Annotated in this window: 14 protein-coding genes and 1 pseudogene; 9 read left to right on the forward strand and 6 right to left on the reverse strand. The window is 57.4% G+C overall.

The genetic code is table 11. The features are described 5' to 3' along the window. Window positions 1–32 precede the first annotated feature (32 nt). The 4 genes and pseudogenes from dapC to dapE all read left to right on the forward strand — a co-directional run bounded on the left by dapC (window position 33) and on the right by dapE (window position 3,443). Window positions 33–1,229 (forward strand): succinyldiaminopimelate transaminase, encoded by a 1,197-nt coding sequence (dapC, locus tag U5J94_RS12510; RefSeq protein ID WP_322565963.1) that lies wholly within the window; start codon window positions 33–35, stop codon window positions 1,227–1,229. Window positions 1,230–1,318: 89 nt separating this feature from the next. After that, complete coding sequence (gene dapD / locus U5J94_RS12515) at window positions 1,319–2,140, forward strand: 2,3,4,5-tetrahydropyridine-2,6-dicarboxylate N-succinyltransferase (protein WP_322565964.1); 822 nt, start codon at window positions 1,319–1,321, stop codon at window positions 2,138–2,140. A 14-nt stretch (window positions 2,141–2,154) separates the two neighbouring features. Continuing rightward, window positions 2,155–2,238 (forward strand): annotated as a pseudogene (locus tag U5J94_RS15355) (arsenate reductase); the annotation flags it as partial. Window positions 2,239–2,309: 71 nt separating this feature from the next. Then, window positions 2,310–3,443: a succinyl-diaminopimelate desuccinylase gene (gene dapE, locus U5J94_RS12520; protein ID WP_322565965.1), complete on the forward strand. Its 1,134-nt coding sequence runs from the start codon at window positions 2,310–2,312 to the stop codon at window positions 3,441–3,443. Between the two features lie 234 nt (window positions 3,444–3,677). On the opposite strand, the gene U5J94_RS12525 is transcribed toward dapE, so the two are convergent. The 5 genes from U5J94_RS12525 to mrcB all read right to left on the reverse strand — a co-directional run bounded on the left by U5J94_RS12525 (window position 3,678) and on the right by mrcB (window position 9,905). After that, window positions 3,678–4,190, reverse strand: a complete 513-nt coding sequence (locus tag U5J94_RS12525; protein ID WP_322565966.1) for a DUF302 domain-containing protein — start codon at window positions 4,188–4,190, stop codon at window positions 3,678–3,680. Window positions 4,191–4,256: 66 nt separating this feature from the next. Continuing rightward, on the reverse strand, window positions 4,257–4,913 hold the full coding sequence (tsaB, locus tag U5J94_RS12530) for a tRNA (adenosine(37)-N6)-threonylcarbamoyltransferase complex dimerization subunit type 1 TsaB (RefSeq protein WP_322565967.1): 657 nt from the start codon (window positions 4,911–4,913) through the stop codon (window positions 4,257–4,259). After that, on the reverse strand, window positions 4,910–6,841 hold the full coding sequence (locus U5J94_RS12535) for an ATP-dependent DNA helicase (RefSeq protein ID WP_322565968.1): 1,932 nt from the start codon (window positions 6,839–6,841) through the stop codon (window positions 4,910–4,912). The genes tsaB and U5J94_RS12535 overlap by 4 nt, the downstream gene beginning before the upstream one ends. Before the next feature lie 233 nt (window positions 6,842–7,074). Beyond that, the gene (locus U5J94_RS12540) at window positions 7,075–7,548 is read right to left on the reverse strand and encodes a tetratricopeptide repeat protein (protein WP_322565969.1); all 474 of its coding nucleotides are present in this window, start codon (window positions 7,546–7,548) and stop codon (window positions 7,075–7,077) included. Beyond that, window positions 7,545–9,905, reverse strand: a complete 2,361-nt coding sequence (gene mrcB, locus U5J94_RS12545; protein WP_322565970.1) for a penicillin-binding protein 1B — start codon at window positions 9,903–9,905, stop codon at window positions 7,545–7,547. The genes U5J94_RS12540 and mrcB overlap by 4 nt, the downstream gene beginning before the upstream one ends. Window positions 9,906–10,180: 275 nt before the next feature. On the opposite strand from mrcB, the gene U5J94_RS12550 reads away from it, so the two are divergent. Then, complete coding sequence (locus tag U5J94_RS12550) at window positions 10,181–10,690, forward strand: C40 family peptidase (RefSeq protein ID WP_322565971.1); 510 nt, start codon at window positions 10,181–10,183, stop codon at window positions 10,688–10,690. A gap of 134 nt (window positions 10,691–10,824) precedes the next feature. Here the strand turns inward: U5J94_RS12550 and U5J94_RS12555 are convergent, their stop codons facing one another. After that, window positions 10,825–12,828: an HD domain-containing phosphohydrolase gene (locus U5J94_RS12555; protein ID WP_322565972.1), complete on the reverse strand. Its 2,004-nt coding sequence runs from the start codon at window positions 12,826–12,828 to the stop codon at window positions 10,825–10,827. A gap of 298 nt (window positions 12,829–13,126) precedes the next feature. Here U5J94_RS12555 and U5J94_RS12560 point away from each other — a divergent pair, with 298 nt between their 5' ends. The 4 genes from U5J94_RS12560 (at window position 13,127) to U5J94_RS12575 (ending at window position 18,271) form a co-directional block, all read left to right on the forward strand. Next, the gene (locus tag U5J94_RS12560) at window positions 13,127–13,606 is read left to right on the forward strand and encodes a hypothetical protein (RefSeq protein ID WP_322565973.1); all 480 of its coding nucleotides are present in this window, start codon (window positions 13,127–13,129) and stop codon (window positions 13,604–13,606) included. 62 nt (window positions 13,607–13,668) lie between these two features. After that, window positions 13,669–16,008: a protein kinase domain-containing protein gene (locus U5J94_RS12565; RefSeq protein WP_322565974.1), complete on the forward strand. Its 2,340-nt coding sequence runs from the start codon at window positions 13,669–13,671 to the stop codon at window positions 16,006–16,008. Between the two features lies 1 nt (window position 16,009). Then, window positions 16,010–17,107, forward strand: a complete 1,098-nt coding sequence (locus U5J94_RS12570; protein WP_322565975.1) for a PilT/PilU family type 4a pilus ATPase — start codon at window positions 16,010–16,012, stop codon at window positions 17,105–17,107. A 3-nt stretch (window positions 17,108–17,110) separates the two neighbouring features. Next, the gene (locus tag U5J94_RS12575) at window positions 17,111–18,271 is read left to right on the forward strand and encodes a type IV pilus twitching motility protein PilT (protein WP_322565976.1); all 1,161 of its coding nucleotides are present in this window, start codon (window positions 17,111–17,113) and stop codon (window positions 18,269–18,271) included. The last annotated feature ends 18 nt before the right edge of the window (window positions 18,272–18,289 follow it).

An 18,289-nucleotide genomic window follows, 5' to 3' on the forward strand; every position in this document is an offset into this window, starting at 1 on the left:
ATCTCAATCCAACCCGTTTAACAGCCCACAGTATGAATCCGGAACTCGATAAATTACACCCCTATCCCTTTGAAAAGCTGGCGCAGCTTAAAAGCGGCGTAACGCCTCCGGCGCATCTGGAACATATCGCCCTGTCCATCGGCGAACCCAAACACACTGCCCCGGAATTTGTGCTGGATGTGATTCGCGATGCCTTGCCGACGCTGGCCAGCTATCCCCTGACCCGCGGCAGCGTGGCGTTACGCGAGGCGATCGCCGGGTGGCTCAACATACGCTTTGCGTTACCGGATAACAGTCTGGATGTGGAACAGCATCTTCTGCCGGTTAATGGCACCCGTGAGGCACTGTTTGCCTTTGCCCAGGCGGTCGTGGATCGCACGCGCGATCCGCTGGTACTCATGCCCAATCCCTTTTACCAGATATATGAGGGCGCGGCGCTGCTGGCCGGTGCCGAGCCCGGCTATCTCAACTGCGAGGCGGACAACGGATTCATTCCCGATTTCGAGGCGGTCAGCGAACAAACCTGGGCCCGTTGCCAGTTGCTCTATCTCTGTTCCCCCGGCAACCCGACCGGTGCGGTGCTGGATCAGGCCACGTTGATCAAACTGATGGAACTGTCCGAACAGCACGATTTTGTCATCGCCGCCGACGAGTGTTATTCGGAAATCTATCTTGACGAAACACAAGCGCCTGTCGGCCTGTTGCAGGCCGCCGCGGCAGCCGGTAACGATCAGTTCAAACGCTGCGTGGTGTTTCACAGCCTGTCCAAACGCTCCAACCTGCCCGGCCTGCGCGCCGGTTTTGTCGCCGGTGATGCGGCCATAATCGACAAGTTTCACCGTTATCGAACCTATCACGGCTGTGCCATGCCGCCGCATCACCAGCTCGCCAGTGTGGCCGCGTGGTCCGATGAACAACATGTCAGGGAAAATCGCGAGCTGTACCGGCGCAAGTTTGATGCGGTACTGACGATTCTGCAACCGGTGATGACGGTCAGCCGGCCCGAAGCCGGTTTTTATCTCTGGCCCCAAACGCCCATTGAGGATACAGACTTCGCCCGTCGCCTGTACGCGGAACAGAATGTCAGCGTACTGCCCGGTCAATACCTGTCGCGCAACAGTCGTCAGACCAACCCCGGCCACAATCGGATACGTATGGCGCTGGTGGCGGATATCGAGGAGTGCGTCGAGGCGGCCGGGCGCATAAAAAACCTCATCGACGCCCTGTGAACAGCTGCGTGAACCGGTACGGCCCGGTATAATTGCCCCTTGTTGCGGTCCAGCGGCCCGCCAACCGAATCATCAATGCGGAGAAACCCATGAGTGACATTATCAATATTATCGATAACGCCTTTGAAAATCGCGCCGAGATCACCCCGCGCAGCGTGGACACCATCGTCAAGGAAGCGGTCACCGAAGCCATCGCCATGCTCGACAAGGGCGAAGCCCGGGTTGCCGAACAAAAAGAGGGGCAATGGGTTGTCAACGAATGGTTGAAAAAAGCCGTCCTGCTCTCCTTCCGCATCCATGACAACGAATTCATGAAAGGCGGTTTTACCAATTATTATGACAAGGTTCCCGCCAAATATAACGAATACAACTCGCGCGATTTTCGCGCCGACGGCGTGCGCGTCGTGCCGCCGGCCACCGTGCGCAAAGGCGCCTATATCGCGCCGAGCGTGGTCCTGATGCCTTCCTATGTCAACATCGGCGCCTATGTCGACTCCGGCACCATGGTCGATACCTGGGCCACCGTCGGCTCCTGTGCCCAGATCGGCAAGAACGTGCATCTGTCCGGCGGCGTCGGCATCGGCGGCGTACTCGAGCCATTGCAGGCCGCACCGACTATCATCGAGGACAACTGCTTTATCGGCGCCCGCTCCGAGGTGGTCGAAGGGGTGATCGTCGAAGAGGGGTCGGTCATTTCCATGGGGGTCTACCTGGGTCAGAGCACCCGCATTTACAACCGCGAAACCGACGAGATCACCTTCGGCCGGATTCCCGCCGGCTCGGTGGTGGTCTCTGGCAACCTGCCCTCCAAAGACGGCAAGTACAGTCTTTACTGCGCAGTGATCGTCAAACAGGTGGATGAAAAGACCCGCGGCAAGGTCGGTCTCAACGAACTGCTGCGCGATATCTGATCGTCACGGCAACCATGGAACTGTTCGGTATCAAAAACTGCGACACGGTCAAAAAAGCGCGCAAGTGGCTCGATGCCCACGCGATCGACTACGTCTTCAGCACGGCGATCAGATCCTGGTCGGCTTCAGGGAAGCCGACTATCAGCAACATTTCGGTTAGACTGGGCGCATGTCCGAGACCCTGAAACTCGCCAAAGCCCTGATCGAACGGCCTTCTGTCACCCCCGAGGATGCCGGCTGCCAGCCCCTGCTCGGCGAACGACTCACGGCGATCGGTTTTCAACTTGAACCGATGCGCTTCGACGAGGTGGATAACCTCTGGGCACGGCGCGGCGATAACGGTCCCCTGTTCGTCTTCGCCGGTCACACCGATGTTGTCCCGACCGGTCCCGAAGAGGCGTGGCAATCACCGCCGTTCGCCTCCACCGAGCGTGACGGCCAGCTATACGGCCGGGGTGCCGCGGATATGAAAAGCTCTATCGCGGCGATGGTGACCGCCTGCGAACGCTTCGTGCAACAACATCCCGATCATGCCGGCTCTATTGGCTTTTTGATTACCAGCGACGAGGAAGGTCCCTCGATCAACGGCACCGTCAAGGTCGTCGAGACTCTGGAACAACGCAATGAAAAAATCGACTGGTGTCTGGTCGGCGAACCCTCCAGCACCAAGAGAGTGGGAGATGTCATAAAAAACGGACGCCGGGGTTCATTCGGCGCGATTCTCACCATACGCGGCAAGCAGGGCCATGTCGCCTATCCGCACCTGGCGAAAAACCCGGTGCACCTGTTCGCCCCGGCCCTGTGGGAGCTGGTGAATATCGAGTGGGATCAGGGCAACGATCACTTCCCGCCGACGACGTTCCAGATCAGCAATATCCACGCCGGCACCGGCGCCAACAACGTCATCCCCGGCGAGCTGGAGGTACAATTCAACTTCCGTTTTTCCACCGAGGTCACCGATGCCGAGCTACGCCAGCGCATCGAGACGATCCTCGACAAACATGGCCTCGATTACGGGATCGATTGGACGCTCTCGGGTCAACCTTTTCTGACCCCCGAGGGCGAACTGGTAGCCGCCACCCGGCAGGCGATCGAATCCGTAGCCGGTTATCCGACGCAACTATCCACCGCCGGTGGTACCTCCGACGGCCGATTCATCGCCCCCACCGGCGCACAGGTGCTCGAGCTCGGCCCGCTCAACGCCACCATCCACCAGATCGACGAACATACCGACATCGCCGAACTCGACACCCTCTCGGCCATCTACGAACAGATTCTCGTTAACCTACTAGTCGATAACTAGTCCGGGCTCTGGAAATTATCGCAGAGGACGCGGAGACGCTGAGGCGCGGAGTAAAATCAATGTATTCCTTTTCGATGGAGTTCGTATCCCGGAATGAGGATCCTGCTATCCTGATTCAAGCAACATCATCACTAAACAGGCTAGCTCAACAAACCATCAAACAGTATCAAATCAATTATCAATAATTTCTCCGCGTCTCCGCGCCTCTGCGTCCTCCGCGTTTGTTATCCCAGCTTAATAGAATACAATTCGTTCTATAGTATTGATGACGTCGTTTTCGAGTTCGGTGGCGACTTTTTTGGCGGGGCTGTCGGCGGCGACGCCGGAAGGACGCGTGAAGAGGATGGTCGTCATCCCCTCTTTGTAGGTAAAGGTAAGGTGTAATGGTGAAAGGGCGAGCAATTCGGGATCGGCATTGCTGATCTGGTTGACGTACCAGGCGTTGCTGAAGACCAGGCTGCGGATCGCCTCGAGCTTGTTACGGTTGTAATCATCCCCCCAGCGCTGCGTGAAGTGTTCCAGGTTCTTGCCGATGTTGGGCTCAAACAGGACGAAGTACCCGCCGTTCTCCAGCGCGGTAAAGACCTTGCTGTAGACCTCGGTGAGCGGCTTTTTGACGTTTTTGACATAGACGCGGGAATCGCTCTGCGCCTTGCCTTCCACCTCCTGGGCGTTGGCCGGGGCGCCAGTGAAAAACAGGCATAGTGCCAGTAACGGGAAAATGATCCGGACGGGCAAGGTGGTCATCACGGCGTCCCTGTTAATCCTGTTGAAGAAGCGTCAAGCCTACCAAGGCCACGGGTCGGGCTCAAGTCAGCCGGTCACCTTGTTGCGTAAATAAACCGGTTGTGCCGCCTCCACCGTCCCCGCCTGTTCCGGGCTTGCCGCGGCCAGTTCGGCAATGTACTCGGCGTGCGGATAACGCAGGGCCGCCTCGTCGTTCAGTCGGGTAAAGCCGTGCTGGCGCAGTGCCTCACCCCGGGCGGCCACACCGCTGCCGAACACCTGGGCTTCGGCCGACAGCGGGATCGCCGACAGGCGGGAGACCTGCTCTTCGCCCTGCAACTGCATGCGATCCCCCTGCCACTGATAATAGCCCCAGTAAAGTTCGCCCATGCGGGCATCGATCAGGCTGAGCACCGATTCAGCCTGCCGCTGCCGATACGCCGCCTGGGCCAGCGCGGCCAGGCTGGAGACCCCCAACACGGGAAGATCGGCGGCGAAGGCCAGCCCCTGCACCACGCTCAGGGTGATGCGAATGCCGGTAAACGATCCGGGGCCGCGATCGAAGGCGATCAGGTCCAGATCGCCGAGCGCCAGATCCGCCTCGCCCAGCAACGCATCGACCATCGGCAGCATCAACCGGGTATGCTCGCGCGGCGCCACCGCATAACGCTGCCGGCTGGCACCATCGATATACAATGCCGCCGAACAGGCCTCGGTGACCGCATCCAGTGCCAGGATCTTCATACCGGCGCGGTCTCCGCCTGCTCGTGTTGCGTGAAAAAGCCGCGCACCTCGGCCAGATCGCGGGTGCGGGGCATCGGCGGCAGCGATTGTAAAAACACCCGGCCGTAAGGTTTGTTGTGCAGACGGGGATCGCAGATCATCAGCAGGCCGTAATCATTGACGTCGCGAATCAGACGCCCGGCGCCCTGTTTCAGGGTGATTACCGCGGCGGGCAGCTGATAGGCCATGAAGGCATTCACCCCCTGCTTTTGCAGCGCCTCGATGCGCGCCTGCAGCACCGGATCGCCGGGCGAGGCAAACGGCAGCTTGTCGATAATCACGCAGGAGAGCGCCTCACCGCGCACGTCTACCCCTTCCCAGAAACTGCTGGTGCCGAGCAAAACACCGTTACCGGCGCGCCGGAACTGCTCCAGCAACACATCGCGCGGCGCCTCACCCTGCACGAACAGCGGCCACGGCACCTGATCGCGCAGCAGGCCGGCGGCCTCCTGCAGCGCACGATGGCTGGTAAACAGCAAAAACGCCCGCCCGCCGCTGATCTTGAGGACCCGACGGGCCTGCGCCACCACCGCTTCGGTATAGTCCGGCGCATTGGGGGCCGGCATCTGTTCGGGCAGATAGAGCAGGGTCTGCCGGGCGAAGTCGAAGGGGCTGTCCCAGCGCGCAGTAGCGGCCTGTTCCAGCCCCAGCCGTTGCTGGAAATGGTCGAAGCGATCGGCCACCGCCAGGGTCGCGGACGTAAACACCCAGCTGGCCGAGGAGCTTTCCAGCTGTTCGCGAAAGTTACCGGCGATATCCAGCGGCGTCAGGTGCAGGGTAAAGCTGCGCGGATGCACCTCGTACCAGTGAATGTCGTCACTGTCATGCACCGCGACCAGCTCCTCAAAGCGGGCGCCCAGCTCCCGGGCCCGCTGGTAACACTTATCCAGGGCCTTGCTGCGCGGGGCACAGGGTTCCAGTGCCGCCTGTAGCCGGGCCAGTTTCTGACCGAGCTGCGCGGTGACCGCCTGCATATCGGGCTGGTCGGCCAGGGTCTTCCAGTTGCCGCGCTGGCCCGGCTGACGAAACAGCAGCCGCATGTCGCGCACCGCTTTTTCCAGTTCATCGGCGAGGCGCACCAGCTCGCGATCCTCGTTGAGTTCATTGATATATTCATCGCGGCTATCGCGTGCCAGCTCCAGTAACTGGTTAGCGCTCAGGGCCGTACCGAAAAAACCGGAGGCCACCTCCGGCAGCTGATGGGCCTCGTCGACGATGAACGCTTCGACCGAGGGTAACAGCTCGCCAAAACCGGCCTCGCGCAGTGCCATGTCGGCGAATAACAGATGATGGTTGATCACCACCACATCGGCGGCCTGGGCCTCGCGCCGGGCCTCCACCAGATGACAGCGATCGAAGTACTCGCACTCCTGCCCCAGGCAGTTATCGGCGGTGGAGGTGACCTTGGGCCAGATCATGTCCTGCTCGTCCACCTCGGGCAGTTCGGCGATATCGCCGCGCCGGGTGCGCCCGGCCCAGTCACGAATGCGCTGCAGTTTTTTCATCTCGGCCGGATATTGATAGGCCGTCTCTTCGGCCAGTTGCAGGCGGTGCAGGCACAGGTAGTTGCTACGGCCTTTTAATAGCGCCACGCTGGCAGGGACCTGCAACGCCTTGCGCACCACCGGCAGATCGCGGTGAAACAGTTGATCCTGCAGATTTCGGGTGCCGGTGGAGACCACCACCTTGCGGCCCGACAGCAGCGCCGGCACCAGGTAGGCGAAGGTCTTGCCGGTACCGGTGCCCGCCTCGACGATCAGATGCTCGCCCTGCTCCAGCGCCGCCTGTACGGCATCGGCCATCGCCTGTTGTTCGACCCGCGGGGCAAACCCCGCCACCTGTTGGGCAAACGGACCGTGTTGACCTAGAATCTCGTTGGGGGAATCCACTGCGCTGCGTTATACCTGTTCAGGTTGACGATAACGGGGAAGCGATGCCGACATCGCCGGGTATGCTGTTCAAAGGATCACCCGGCCGGACAGAGACACAACGACGACCCGTCTGTAAAAGATGGCGCATTGTAGCGCACTCTGTGGCACCACGGCGCGCCCCGGGAAACCTTCGGCAGGCCGTCGACGATGTTCAGACCAACGTCACGCACTTCCCGTCGCCACCGAGAAGATCATTTTTCCTGCAACAGCGCATCGGCCCGTTGCTGGGCGGTTTTGGCCCCTTGCAGATCCCCGGCGCGGTGCCGGGCGTGGGCGATAATGCGCCAGTTATCGGCCTGCAGTTGATAATTTTGCGCGCGATCCAGGCTGTTGGATTTGGCGGCCAGTCCCGCGGCCTGATCCAGTCGCCCCTGGTGCAGGCGCAGCTTGGCCAGGTAATACCACAACACCGCGTTGCGCGGCTCGATTCGCAACGCTCGCTCCAGGCGGGATTCGGCCACGGCCACCTCGCCCTGGCGTGCCGCCTTGTTGGCCTGCTCCAGCAGCGCCAGTACCGGTCGGCTGGTCTGTGCCGCCGGGCGCACCTGGGCCGTCTCGTCATCCACCTGCAAACCGGGCGAGGCCGGATCCGGGGTCACACTGCAGGCCACAAGCAGCATCCCGAGCAGCAGAGCTCCCCACTGGCGGCAATAACGTATTCTCATTGAAACAACCCCTTGAACCAGTCCAGCGTACTATCCATTTTGTCACGCACCCCGCCGCCGGCACAGTCGATCTTCTCCTGCGGTGCTGTACCTTGTATAAAGGCAAGATAGACCGCACCGGGGCAGCCCTGCCGGCTGATCAAGCCGCTCTGCGAATCAATCCAGTGGTATTCGACCCCCGGATTGGGTTGGGGCTCCAGCGGCATGCCCGGCAGCTCGGCAAAGATATCGCCCCAGACCCGCATCGCGCCGCTCGCACCGGTCAACCCTGTAGTGCCGTTATCATCCCGGCCCAGCCAGACCACCCCCAGATGACTGCCGGTGAACCCGGCAAACCAGCTATCGCGCAGATCATCGGTGGTGCCCGTCTTGCCGGCCACCGTTTGTCCGGCCGGCAACATCGCCGGCAACGCCCGCGCCGTGCCGCTGCGCGGGACTTCTTGCAGGGCGCTGAGCAACACCTGCACGCTGTCGACATTCAGGGTCTGTTCCACGTTCAACGGATAACGGCGCAACGGTTCGCCGTCGGCGGCGAGCACTTCGCGAATGACGCGCAAGGGACTGCGAAAGCCCCCGGCGGCCAGGGTCTGGTACATGCCCGCCACCTCATAGGGCGTAAAGTTGACCGCCCCCAGCAGCATCGACGGATAACCCGGGACAGAACGCGGGGCACCCAGACGCTGCAGGGTCTCGGCGATAGGCTCAAAGCCGAGCTGCATCCCCAGTCGCACCGTGGCCTGGTTATAGGAGTTGACCAGCGCGCGGAACAACGGGACCCGCCCATGCGACTCGCCGCTGTAATTGCGCGGTGACCAGCGGGTCCCGTTGTCCGCCTCCAGGGTGATAGGCGTATCCTCGATACGGGTCGCCAGGGTGTACTGTTGCGGCCGATCCAGCGCGGTCAGATAGACCGCCGGTTTGATCAACGAACCGATGGGGCGCGATGCATCCAGCGCCCGGTTGAAGCCGGGGTAACGGACCCGGCGATCCCCGACCAGCGCCAGCACCTCGCCGCCGCTGGTGCCGGTGATCACGGCGGCACCCTGCAACCCGCCGTCCAGACCCCGCTGGCGATCCAGGGCGGCGATACGGCGACTCAGGCTCTGCTCGGCCCGGCGCTGAATCGCGGGATCCAGGGTGGTAAAAATCTGCAGGCCTTCGGAAGTGAGATCGATCTGCCGGTACTGCTCGCGCAACTGTCGGCGCACCAGATCCATGAAAGCGGGATACTCGGAGATCGCCCCCGGTTTGCCGGCCACGATCCCCAGGGGTTGATTTCGAGCCTGTTGCGCCCGGGCCGGATCGAGTCCGTGATCCTGCGCCAGAATGTCGATCACCCGATTACGCCGCTGGCGCAAGCGTTGGGGATGGCGCTCGGGATGGTAATAAGACGGCCCCCGGGCCAACGCCACCAGCGTGGCAATCTCCGCGGCATCCAGCGCCGCCAGCGGTTTGTCAAAGTAAAAGTGGGCCGCCATGCCAAAACCGTGTATCGCCCGCTGTTTGTCCTGTCCCAGGTAAATCTCGTTGATATAGGCTTCGAGGATTTCGGTTTTGGCGTAATGCCATTCCAGCAGCAGTGCCATCACCGCCTCGTTGGCCTTGCGCCACAGGCTGCGCTCGTTGGTCAAAAAGAAGTTTTTCACCAGTTGCTGTGTCAGTGTACTGCCGCCCTGCACCGTGCGCCCGGCGCGCAGGTTGGCCAGCAGCGCGCGGGCAATCGCCCTGGGGTTAATCCCGGGATGCTCGTAAAAAGCCCGATCCTCAACGGCGACCAGCGCCTGCTGCAACAGCGGCGGCACCTCCAGCAGGCGGACCAGGACCCGCTCTTCACGATGGCCCGGATAAATGCCGCCGATGGCCGGGGGCTCGAGCCGCAACAGGTTCAGTTGGCCCCCGTGCTGATCCTGCAGGCGTACCAGCACCTCGTCGTCGAACACCGCTGCCACTTCGCGGGAGCGTTCCGGACCGTCCCAGAATTGAAAGGCCCGGGTCGTAAACCGCAGACGGTTGCCCTGGCGGCGATAACTGCCCGCCGTCAATTGCCCCGGGGTTTCCCGGTAACCGAGTAACTGCAGCTCCTGAATCAGTTCCTCCACCAGTAGTCGCTGGCCGGGATAAATTTCCAGCGCGCGGGCATAGACCCTGGCCGGCAGGGCCCAGCGTTTGCCTTCGAACTGATCCCGAATGGTGTAATCCAGATAGACGACATACCCCACAGCCGCGAGCGCCAGCGCGACAAACAGATAAGGCCAGCGAAAACCGCCCGTTTTCTTTCGAGGCGAGGATTTACGCAAGGCGCGCCGCGACCGCGTGCTGCGTTTACGACGAGGGGCAACGGATTTACGGCTTGGCATAGTCGATCAATATCCCGTCAAAACAACCGACCGGGGCAGGTCATACCGCAGTCATGATAAAGCGCTCAGTATAAAGGATCGGCGGCAAACCGGTCGAAGCGGCACTGACAAGTCGATCACAGGATAACCGATAGCCCGGTGATAAACTTGTGCCGGCGGACAGAATCAGAGTCCGACCTGCCACTTAACTTCCAAATAGCATCAAGAAAAGCATTGAAATACTTGATATTAATAGAATTATTGACCTGACGAGTTAAATGAGCTAGAACTAGCCCATGGATGGAATAAGGTGGCGAACTCAGCAAGCCGATTCACGGCTCAACACCCGCATGCGCTGGCTATGGCCGGCGGGGCTGGCATTGCTCCTGCTTTGCGGTTGCGGCACCCCGCTGCACCGCTCGGCCGACACCGGGATCGATCGGGACAGGCTGGTGGAAGTCGCCCGCAGCATGCTCGGCACGCCCTATCGCTACGGTGGTGATTCGCCCCAGAACGGTTTTGATTGCAGCGGCCTTGTGCAGTACACCTATCAACAGGCCGGTGTCGACATCCCGCGTACCACCGGCCAGCAATACCGCAGTGTGCAGCACATCCCCAGCCGCTTCCTGCGCCCCGGCGATCTGATCTTTTTCAGCACCAAATATAATCGCTTTGTCTCCCATGTCGGCATCTACCTGGGTGACAATCGCTTCATCCACGCGCCCTCCAGCGGTAAAACCGTCAGTGTCGCCAACCTGCGCGATCCCTACTGGCGCCGCCACTTCGCCTCCGCCGGGCGACTGTAAATAATTTTTAATGTTGAATTTTAAATTTTGAATTGCGGATAGGCATTTAATTCAGAATTCAACATTAAGAATTCAAAATTATTTTGTATCTCTGCGCCTTTACGCCTCTGCGTTGAGTCTTTTCTCGAAGACAGTCACGTTTTGCGGGATTTGTAGGCTTCCGCTTCGATGAATACTTTAAATAGTGCCTCGTCCAGTTTGCCGACCCTGACCTGCTCTTCGATCAAAGTCAGCGCCTGTTCGGGATTGACGCCGTCACGATAGGGGCGGTCACCGGCGGTCAGAGCATCGTAGATATCGGCGATGGTCATAATGCGCGAGGGCAACGGGATCTGTTCGGCCGGTAGTGCCCGCGGATAACCGCTGCCATCGAGTTTTTCGTGATGGGCGTGCGCGATATCGGGGATGTCGGCAAACTTCTCGGTCCAGGGAATCAGCTTGAGAAAATCAAAGGTATGACTGACGTGGGATTCAATCTCGCGCCGCTCCTGTGGATTCAGGCTGCCCTGGGATTCGCTGAGCACGGAAAATTCAAACGGATTCAGCAGCGACAAGGGTTCATCGTGCACATCCCGAAAGCGGTAATCGACAATAGTCGATAACGGTACTTCAAGCTGGCCGGAATTGGTATCCGGTTCGCTGGCCGCCATAATCGCCTCAAAGAAGCGATTGAGTTCTTTGACCTGCTCGCCTAGTTCGGCCTCCTTCTCCTCACGCAGCGCACCAAATGCTTTACGATCCAGCGGCTCGCGACTTTGGGCTTCCACCAGCTCACGATAGACCTGACGTTCAAGACAGGCCCGGGCGTAACGAAAGCGCTGGCGCATGAGTCGAATCTCATGGGGATAGAGCCGCTTGGCCTTGGTCAAAACATGCTCACGCACCCCCACCTTGCCAAAATCGTGCAGCAACGCCGCGTAACGCAACTCCTGCAACTGATCACGATCGAAACGAATATCGCGCAATGCCGGACTGTCATTGCGATCCACCGCCCGGGCCAGGTTATCGGTATATTCCGCCACCCGGAAGGAGTGCCCGGCGGTCCCCGGATCGCGGGCTTCGATGGCCTGCACCGAGGCACGCACGAAGCCTTCGAAGAGATTTTCGATCTCCTGATAGAACCGGGAATTTTTCATGGAGATGGCGATTTGTGCCGAGATCGCGGTCAGCAGTTCCAGATCATCCTGGGTAAACATGTGTGTGGCGGAGGAACTGTCCACCTGGAGCAACCCCAGAACCTTGTTCTCATACAACAGCGGGGCACACATCACGCTGCGAATGGAAAGATTGACCACCGACTCCTGGGCCCCGAAGCGGCGATCCCCCAGGGCATCCTTGAGCAACAGCGCATTACGGTGGCGTATTACCTCGGTCACGATAGTAGTCGACAGCGCAATCGGGTCGCTCTCATCCAGCTCCCGGCCGTCGTGGTAACGCAGGATCAGCGGTTGCAGATCCTGCGCTTTATTGTCACAGGCAACCACGAAAGCCCGTTCGGCACCGGGAAACAGCTCGAACACAAAGTCCATGATCCGGGCCAGCAGCGCCTCCAGATCGGTCACCACTCCCAGTGCCAGACTGACCTGAATCATCGCCTGCATACGTTTGACCAGGTCCACTTCGTGGCCCAGTGAAATAGCCGCGGATTTCCCCTGAAGCTCCTCAAGAAACCGGGTCGCATCGAGGGTCATACTGACATCGGGCTGGTGTTCCTCGGAGGAAATCACCTGTACCGAGGCCGAGGCGGGGTATGAGAACGTGGCCAGATCCATATCCAGCCCGGTCGATCCCGCTTCAAGCCCGGATGGAATACGAAAATGCTCCTTGCCGGTTTCAAAACGCAACTGCGTCGAACCCAGTTGTAATTCCGCACCATTTTGCAAAGGATAGGCGATGCCGGATTGCAGGAGAATGCTTTCCAGTGCTGTGCCATTGGAGGAGCCAATATCCTCCACGTACCATTGGCCCTGCTCCATAAACAAGCGCAGATGCCGGCGACTGACTTCCGGATCCTCCAGCAGCAGGTAATCGTCCTGAGACAGGTGCTGTTCCCGGGAGCGGCCAATAATCATCGGGTTCTCCTGCAGCGGGTAGTGTCGCCCCGCATTGGGACCGGTGGTTACAATCAGTTCAGCCATGATACATTTTGGTGCCTTATACGCTGCTGCGAAATACTGCGGGACATCGCTGCCCACAGGCAGTGTCCCAAAAATCACTTCACCAGGCGCGGGTATTCGGTTTAAATATAGCTAAAGACCGGGCGATATTTAACCGATATTGTCGGTATTCGTTTTAGCGCTATCTCGTCGGTTAGGGTAAACCCGTATATCCGAACTCTGTCCGAAGTATTACCATTTTGGTAACAAATTCATTAAATTACCGTGGTTGATAATTCCAGAGAACGACGCGAATAGCAACAACAAGTAAGGAGCGCGCGTGAAGAACAAGATTCTCAAGGTTCCGAAAACCGAAAAAGAGGTCTCACTGTGGGTAAACCCGGACGGGATGGTCAAAGGCTCTCTGTTCCTGCTGGAGCAGAGCCACGAGCACGCCGGTCAGGAAGAGCCGATAGAGGTGTTGAACCAGGAGAGCCCTTTTGTCGTGGTCCGCCTGCACAATCCCGAACAGCTGCGCTTTTACAATCGAACCAGTATTATCCGGGTAGAGTACCCTCATAGAGACTCCGGCGAGAAGGTGGGCAAGCAGACCATTATCCCTTGCACCATTTATATGATGGATGGTTCAATACTTGAGGGAAAGATTCACGAAACCTTTCCGCCCGAACGGGCCCGGTTGTTCGATTACCTTAACAAAGAAAAAAGCCGGTTCATCCGACTGTATCTGTCCGATACAGAAGTCTGCTTGATCAACAAGGCATTTATTAATTACGTCAGCCCGGCGGATGAAGCCAGCTGACATGATTAACAACGGCGCGTATTGAGTGACTGAGTATAATGGGCCTGTTTAATTCCATAAAAGTGAAAAAAGCAATTGACGTGCTGGTTTCCGGCCAGCACCCCAGTTCGCTTGAATTTAAAGAAGCCTTTCATCATCTGAAAGAAGCCGGTCCGTCCACCATCGACAAACTGATCGATGCCTTTGACGACTCCTACCCCAACCCGGCTCTCGAGACCCTGCTGCTCAACCAGCTGGATAACAAGACGCTGAAAAAGTACATCGACGCACTACGTGACGACAGCAAGCGTGTCGTAGCCGGCGTTACCAGTGTCATGAGCCAGTCCAACCGTTACGATCCGAACAAGTTATTTGACTTGCTCACCGAGCCGGATATTCCCAAGGCAGCTCTACTCAAAATCCTGCATGCCCAGCGCAAGCAACTGGATCGCAAGAAACTGCTCAAACAGCTGGATAAATCCGACCGTAACACCCAGCAGCTGGTATTTCATATTCTCAATGATATCGCCGATCACAGAATGCAGACTGATCTGATTAAAGTATCGGAGCATGAAGATCAGTATGTCCGCCAGCAACTGGCCATGCTGCTGGGGCGATTTGACAATGAACGATCCCGCGATGTTTTGCTGGCGCGGCTGCAGGATACCAGCAAGGCTGTTCGCCTGGCTGCCCTCACTTCGCTGGGCAATCTCAGCGTGCCTATTTCGGCCCGGCCCCTCACCCAGATGCTCAAGGATCCCGATTTCAACGTCCAGAGCAAGGCAATCGAGGCCTTGAGCCATATCAACGATCCGAATCTCGTCAAATACCTGATCGAGATGCTGCAGGACGATTCGGAAGATATCCGCCGTGCCGCAGTGGAAGTGCTGAACACCGTCGGGAGCGAGTCCGCCATTAGCGATCTGTTCAGTGCCCTGCGCGACAAGGACTGGTGGGTTAGATCCCGCGCCGCCGATGCCCTGGCAACCATCGGCGGCGAGAATGTCATCACTGCTGTACTTGGTCTGATCAAAAGCGACGACGAGTTCCTGCGCCGCTCAGCGGTGGAAATCATCAACAAACTCAAGGATGAACGCGCTATAAACCATCTAACAGAAGCGCTTGGTGACGATGACTGGTGGGTACGAGAACGGGCTGCGGATGCGCTGGCTGACATGGAAGAGCAACGCGCCTTGCCTGGAATGCTGGAAGTTTTGAAAAAACATCCTGATTCCTCGCCCGCCATGATTCAGGCCGTAGCCCGTCTGGGTGGGCAGGAAGCTGTTAAACCGATGCTGCAATCGCTGCAAAACAGCCAGGTCAAAAACAAAAAAACCATAATTCGGGCACTGGAAGGGCTGATCAATAGTCACAATATCGACGATATCGAAGCTGCGTTAACCATAGTTGCGAATACCGGTGATCGTGAAACCCAGGATGTCGCCAATCAGACTATGCAGACACTGATCACCCGACGCAATGAACCGGGCAGCACGCCACAACCCTCTTCCATGAGTCCCAGCACACCCTCCACTGCGGGTCCAACACAGGTAGCGAGCGAAAATCAGTATATCGATGCGGAGTCACTGGACATCGGCAGCATACTGGCCAACCGTTACAAAATTATCCGGCAAGTCGGCAAAGGCGCCTTCGGCGTGGTCATCCTGGTCGAGGACCAGATGGTACACGAGCAGATTATTCTGAAGTTCCTTAACCCGCACATGGCGTCCGACGAGAGTGTGATCCAGCGCTTTGTCCATGAGATGCGCTATACGCGCAGAATCACCCATCCCAACGTGATCCGGATTTATGACTTTCTGACCTTTGGCAAGTCCTACGCCATCAGCATGGAATATTTCGACAGTCACTCACTGGCCCAGGAGATAAAACAAAAGAGAAACCGGGATTTCAAGCGCAATCTCGAATTACTGACAGACATCTGCAAGGGATTAACTATCGCGCACAATCTCAAGATCGTGCATCGCGATATCAAGCCCGCCAATATTCTGATCAACGACAACGACGTGGTGAAAATTGTGGACTTCGGTCTGGCCTCGGCGGTCAGCCAGGGCGATGCCCGCCTGACCAAGAGCGGTATTCTGGTCGGCACCCCGACCTACATGGCACCGGAGCAGGTTCGAGGTCGAGATATCGATATCCGCACTGATATCTATAGTCTGGGTATTGTCATGTATGAGCTCTTCACCGGCAAGCCACCCTATAAAGACAAGGATCACATGGCAACGCTGTTCCAGCATGTCGAAGGCAAGGCCAAACAGGCAAATGAAGTAAACCCCATTGTCTCAGATAATTTGAACCAGGTCATCATGCGCGCCATCAACGTTGATCCTGAAAAGCGTTATCAACATATAGAACAACTTCAACATGACATAGAAAAATTACTACAAGAGGCAGTAACATAATATGGCACGCATCGACGCTTTTCTCAAACTGGGGCGTGAACAGGGGGCTTCAGACGTACATCTGGCCGTTGGCGTCCCGCCCATGATCCGCCTGTATGGTGATCTTGACCCGATCAAGTACAGAGAGCTGACTGCTGATGAACTCGACAGTCTCATTGATGAGATATTAACCCAGGATCAGCGACATGTTTATCAACAGGGCCGGGATCTGGATATTTCCTATCAAAGTAGTGAAGGTGAACGCTATCGTGTCAACCTGTTCCATAAACTGACTGGTTCCGGTGGTGTCTTTAGAATTATTCCCCCACGCATACCCACCATGCAAGATCTGGAACTGCCCGAGATCGTCGAGAAATTGCTCCATGCCAATCAGGGAATGTTGTTGGTCACCGGCGCCACCGGTACGGGAAAATCCACTACGCTGGCATCAATGATCGACTGGCTTAATGCGAACCGTAAATTCAATATTATCACCCTCGAAGATCCGGTTGAATTTCTTCATCAGAGTAAGCAATCGCTGGTCATACAGCGCAGCGTCGGCAATCACGTCAAGAGCTTCGCCGACGGTCTGCATGCCGCTTTGCGTGAGGATCCGGATGTCATTCTGGTTGGTGAATTGCGCGATCCCGAAACCATATCGATGGCAATGACGGCGGCCGAAACCGGACACCTGGTACTGGCTACGCTGCATACCACCTCGGCAGTCAAGACACTGGATCGTATCATCGACGCCATGCCCATCGAACAAAAAGGGTTGACCGCGACGTTTCTGGCGCAGCATTTAAAAGGTGTAATCAGTCAACGACTGGTGCGTACTGCCGATGGCCGTGGACGCAAGGCGATTCTTGAAGTCATGCTCAATACCTCCGCCATAGCCAATCTGATTCTGCATCGCAAGATATTCCAGATCCCCTCCCTACTGCAGTCCGGGCGGGAGCAGGGCATGCAACTGATGGATCAAGCATTGATGGAAGCTTTGAAGAACAAGCAAATCGACCCGGATGACGCCTATATCAACGCCCAGGACAAGAAACCCTTCCAGCGTTTTGTTACCAACCCTGATTTGCTCCCCCAGGTCAATCTGGCTACCGGGGGTTAATCCATGGCGCGTATTGACACCTTCCTGGAACTGGTTGTCAAACAGAACGGCTCCGATCTGCACATGGTCGCCGGTAACCCGCCTCGTGTACGGATTAACGGCGATACATTCGCGATAAAATATCGGGAACTCACTGCCGAAGAAACCCAGGATCTGATTTTTGAAATCATGTCCAATGATCAACAAGAATACTTTGAGGAAAATAACGGCGTCGATTTTGCCTATGAAGCGGAAAACCTGGCCCGTTTTCGTGTCAACGTATTCCAGCACCTGTCCGGCATTGGCGCCGTATTTCGTGTTATTCCGGCCGAAATAAAATCGCTCAACGATCTTGGGCTACCGCCGGTATTGAAAAACCTCGCTCGCCAACGCAAGGGACTGATTCTGGTCACCGGGCCGACCGGCTCCGGCAAATCCACCTCCCTTGCCGCGATGGTTGATTTCATCAACACCGAACGCAAGGGTCATATCCTGACTATCGAAGACCCGATCGAGTTTGTACATCACAATAAAAACTGCCTGATCAGCCAGCGCGAGGTCGGCGAGCACACATCCCGTTTTGCAAATGCGCTGCATTCTGCTTTGCGAGAAGATCCGGATGTCATCCTGGTAGGTGAGTTGCGCGATCTGGAAACCATACACCTGGCCATTACCGCGGCGGAAATGGGGATTCTGGTAATGGCGACATTACACACCAGTACTGCTGCTTCAACGGTAGATCGAATCCTCAACGTCTTCCCATCCGGAGAAGAGGCTTATGTACGCACCATGCTCTCCACCTCATTGGTAGGCATTATCTCCCAGCAACTGGTACGCCGCTGTGACAACAAGGGCCGGGTTGCCGCTCTTGAAATCATGATCAACAATCCTGCAATCGCCAACGTACTACGTGAAGGCAAGACCGAGCAACTGGAGAATATTATCCAGGGTGGCGCGATGCAAGGTATGCAATTGATGGATACCGCTCTGAAACGCCTGGTTGATTCACAAATCATTACAGGCGAAGATGCCTACTTGAAGGCGCGCAGCAAACATCAGTTTGCCAAGCACATTGATGGTTATGAAGAAGCCGTTGAAGATATGATAGACGAGAAATACAATGTAAACGCAAGTGATGACGTGGAGGAGATTGTCCTCTCCTCAGAACCTGACTTAAAAAAATAGTCTGAAAAGCAGGAAACA

It is taken from the genome of Thiohalophilus sp., assembly GCF_034522235.1.
GTDB lineage: Bacteria > Pseudomonadota > Gammaproteobacteria > UBA6429 > Thiohalophilaceae > Thiohalophilus.

Coding starts and splice junctions, on each gene's coding strand:
- dapC (WP_322565963.1), top strand. CDS start 33: ATGAATCCGGAACTCGATAAATTACACCCCTATCCCTTTGAAAAGCTG.
- dapD (WP_322565964.1), top strand. CDS start 1,319: ATGAGTGACATTATCAATATTATCGATAACGCCTTTGAAAATCGCGCC.
- dapE (WP_322565965.1), top strand. CDS start 2,310: ATGTCCGAGACCCTGAAACTCGCCAAAGCCCTGATCGAACGGCCTTCT.
- U5J94_RS12525 (WP_322565966.1), bottom strand. CDS start 4,190: ATGACCACCTTGCCCGTCCGGATCATTTTCCCGTTACTGGCACTATGC.
- tsaB (WP_322565967.1), bottom strand. CDS start 4,913: ATGAAGATCCTGGCACTGGATGCGGTCACCGAGGCCTGTTCGGCGGCA.
- U5J94_RS12540 (WP_322565969.1), bottom strand. CDS start 7,548: ATGAGAATACGTTATTGCCGCCAGTGGGGAGCTCTGCTGCTCGGGATG.
- mrcB (WP_322565970.1), bottom strand. CDS start 9,905: ATGCCAAGCCGTAAATCCGTTGCCCCTCGTCGTAAACGCAGCACGCGG.
- U5J94_RS12550 (WP_322565971.1), top strand. CDS start 10,181: ATGGATGGAATAAGGTGGCGAACTCAGCAAGCCGATTCACGGCTCAAC.
- U5J94_RS12555 (WP_322565972.1), bottom strand. CDS start 12,828: ATGGCTGAACTGATTGTAACCACCGGTCCCAATGCGGGGCGACACTAC.
- U5J94_RS12570 (WP_322565975.1), top strand. CDS start 16,010: ATGGCACGCATCGACGCTTTTCTCAAACTGGGGCGTGAACAGGGGGCT.
- U5J94_RS12575 (WP_322565976.1), top strand. CDS start 17,111: ATGGCGCGTATTGACACCTTCCTGGAACTGGTTGTCAAACAGAACGGC.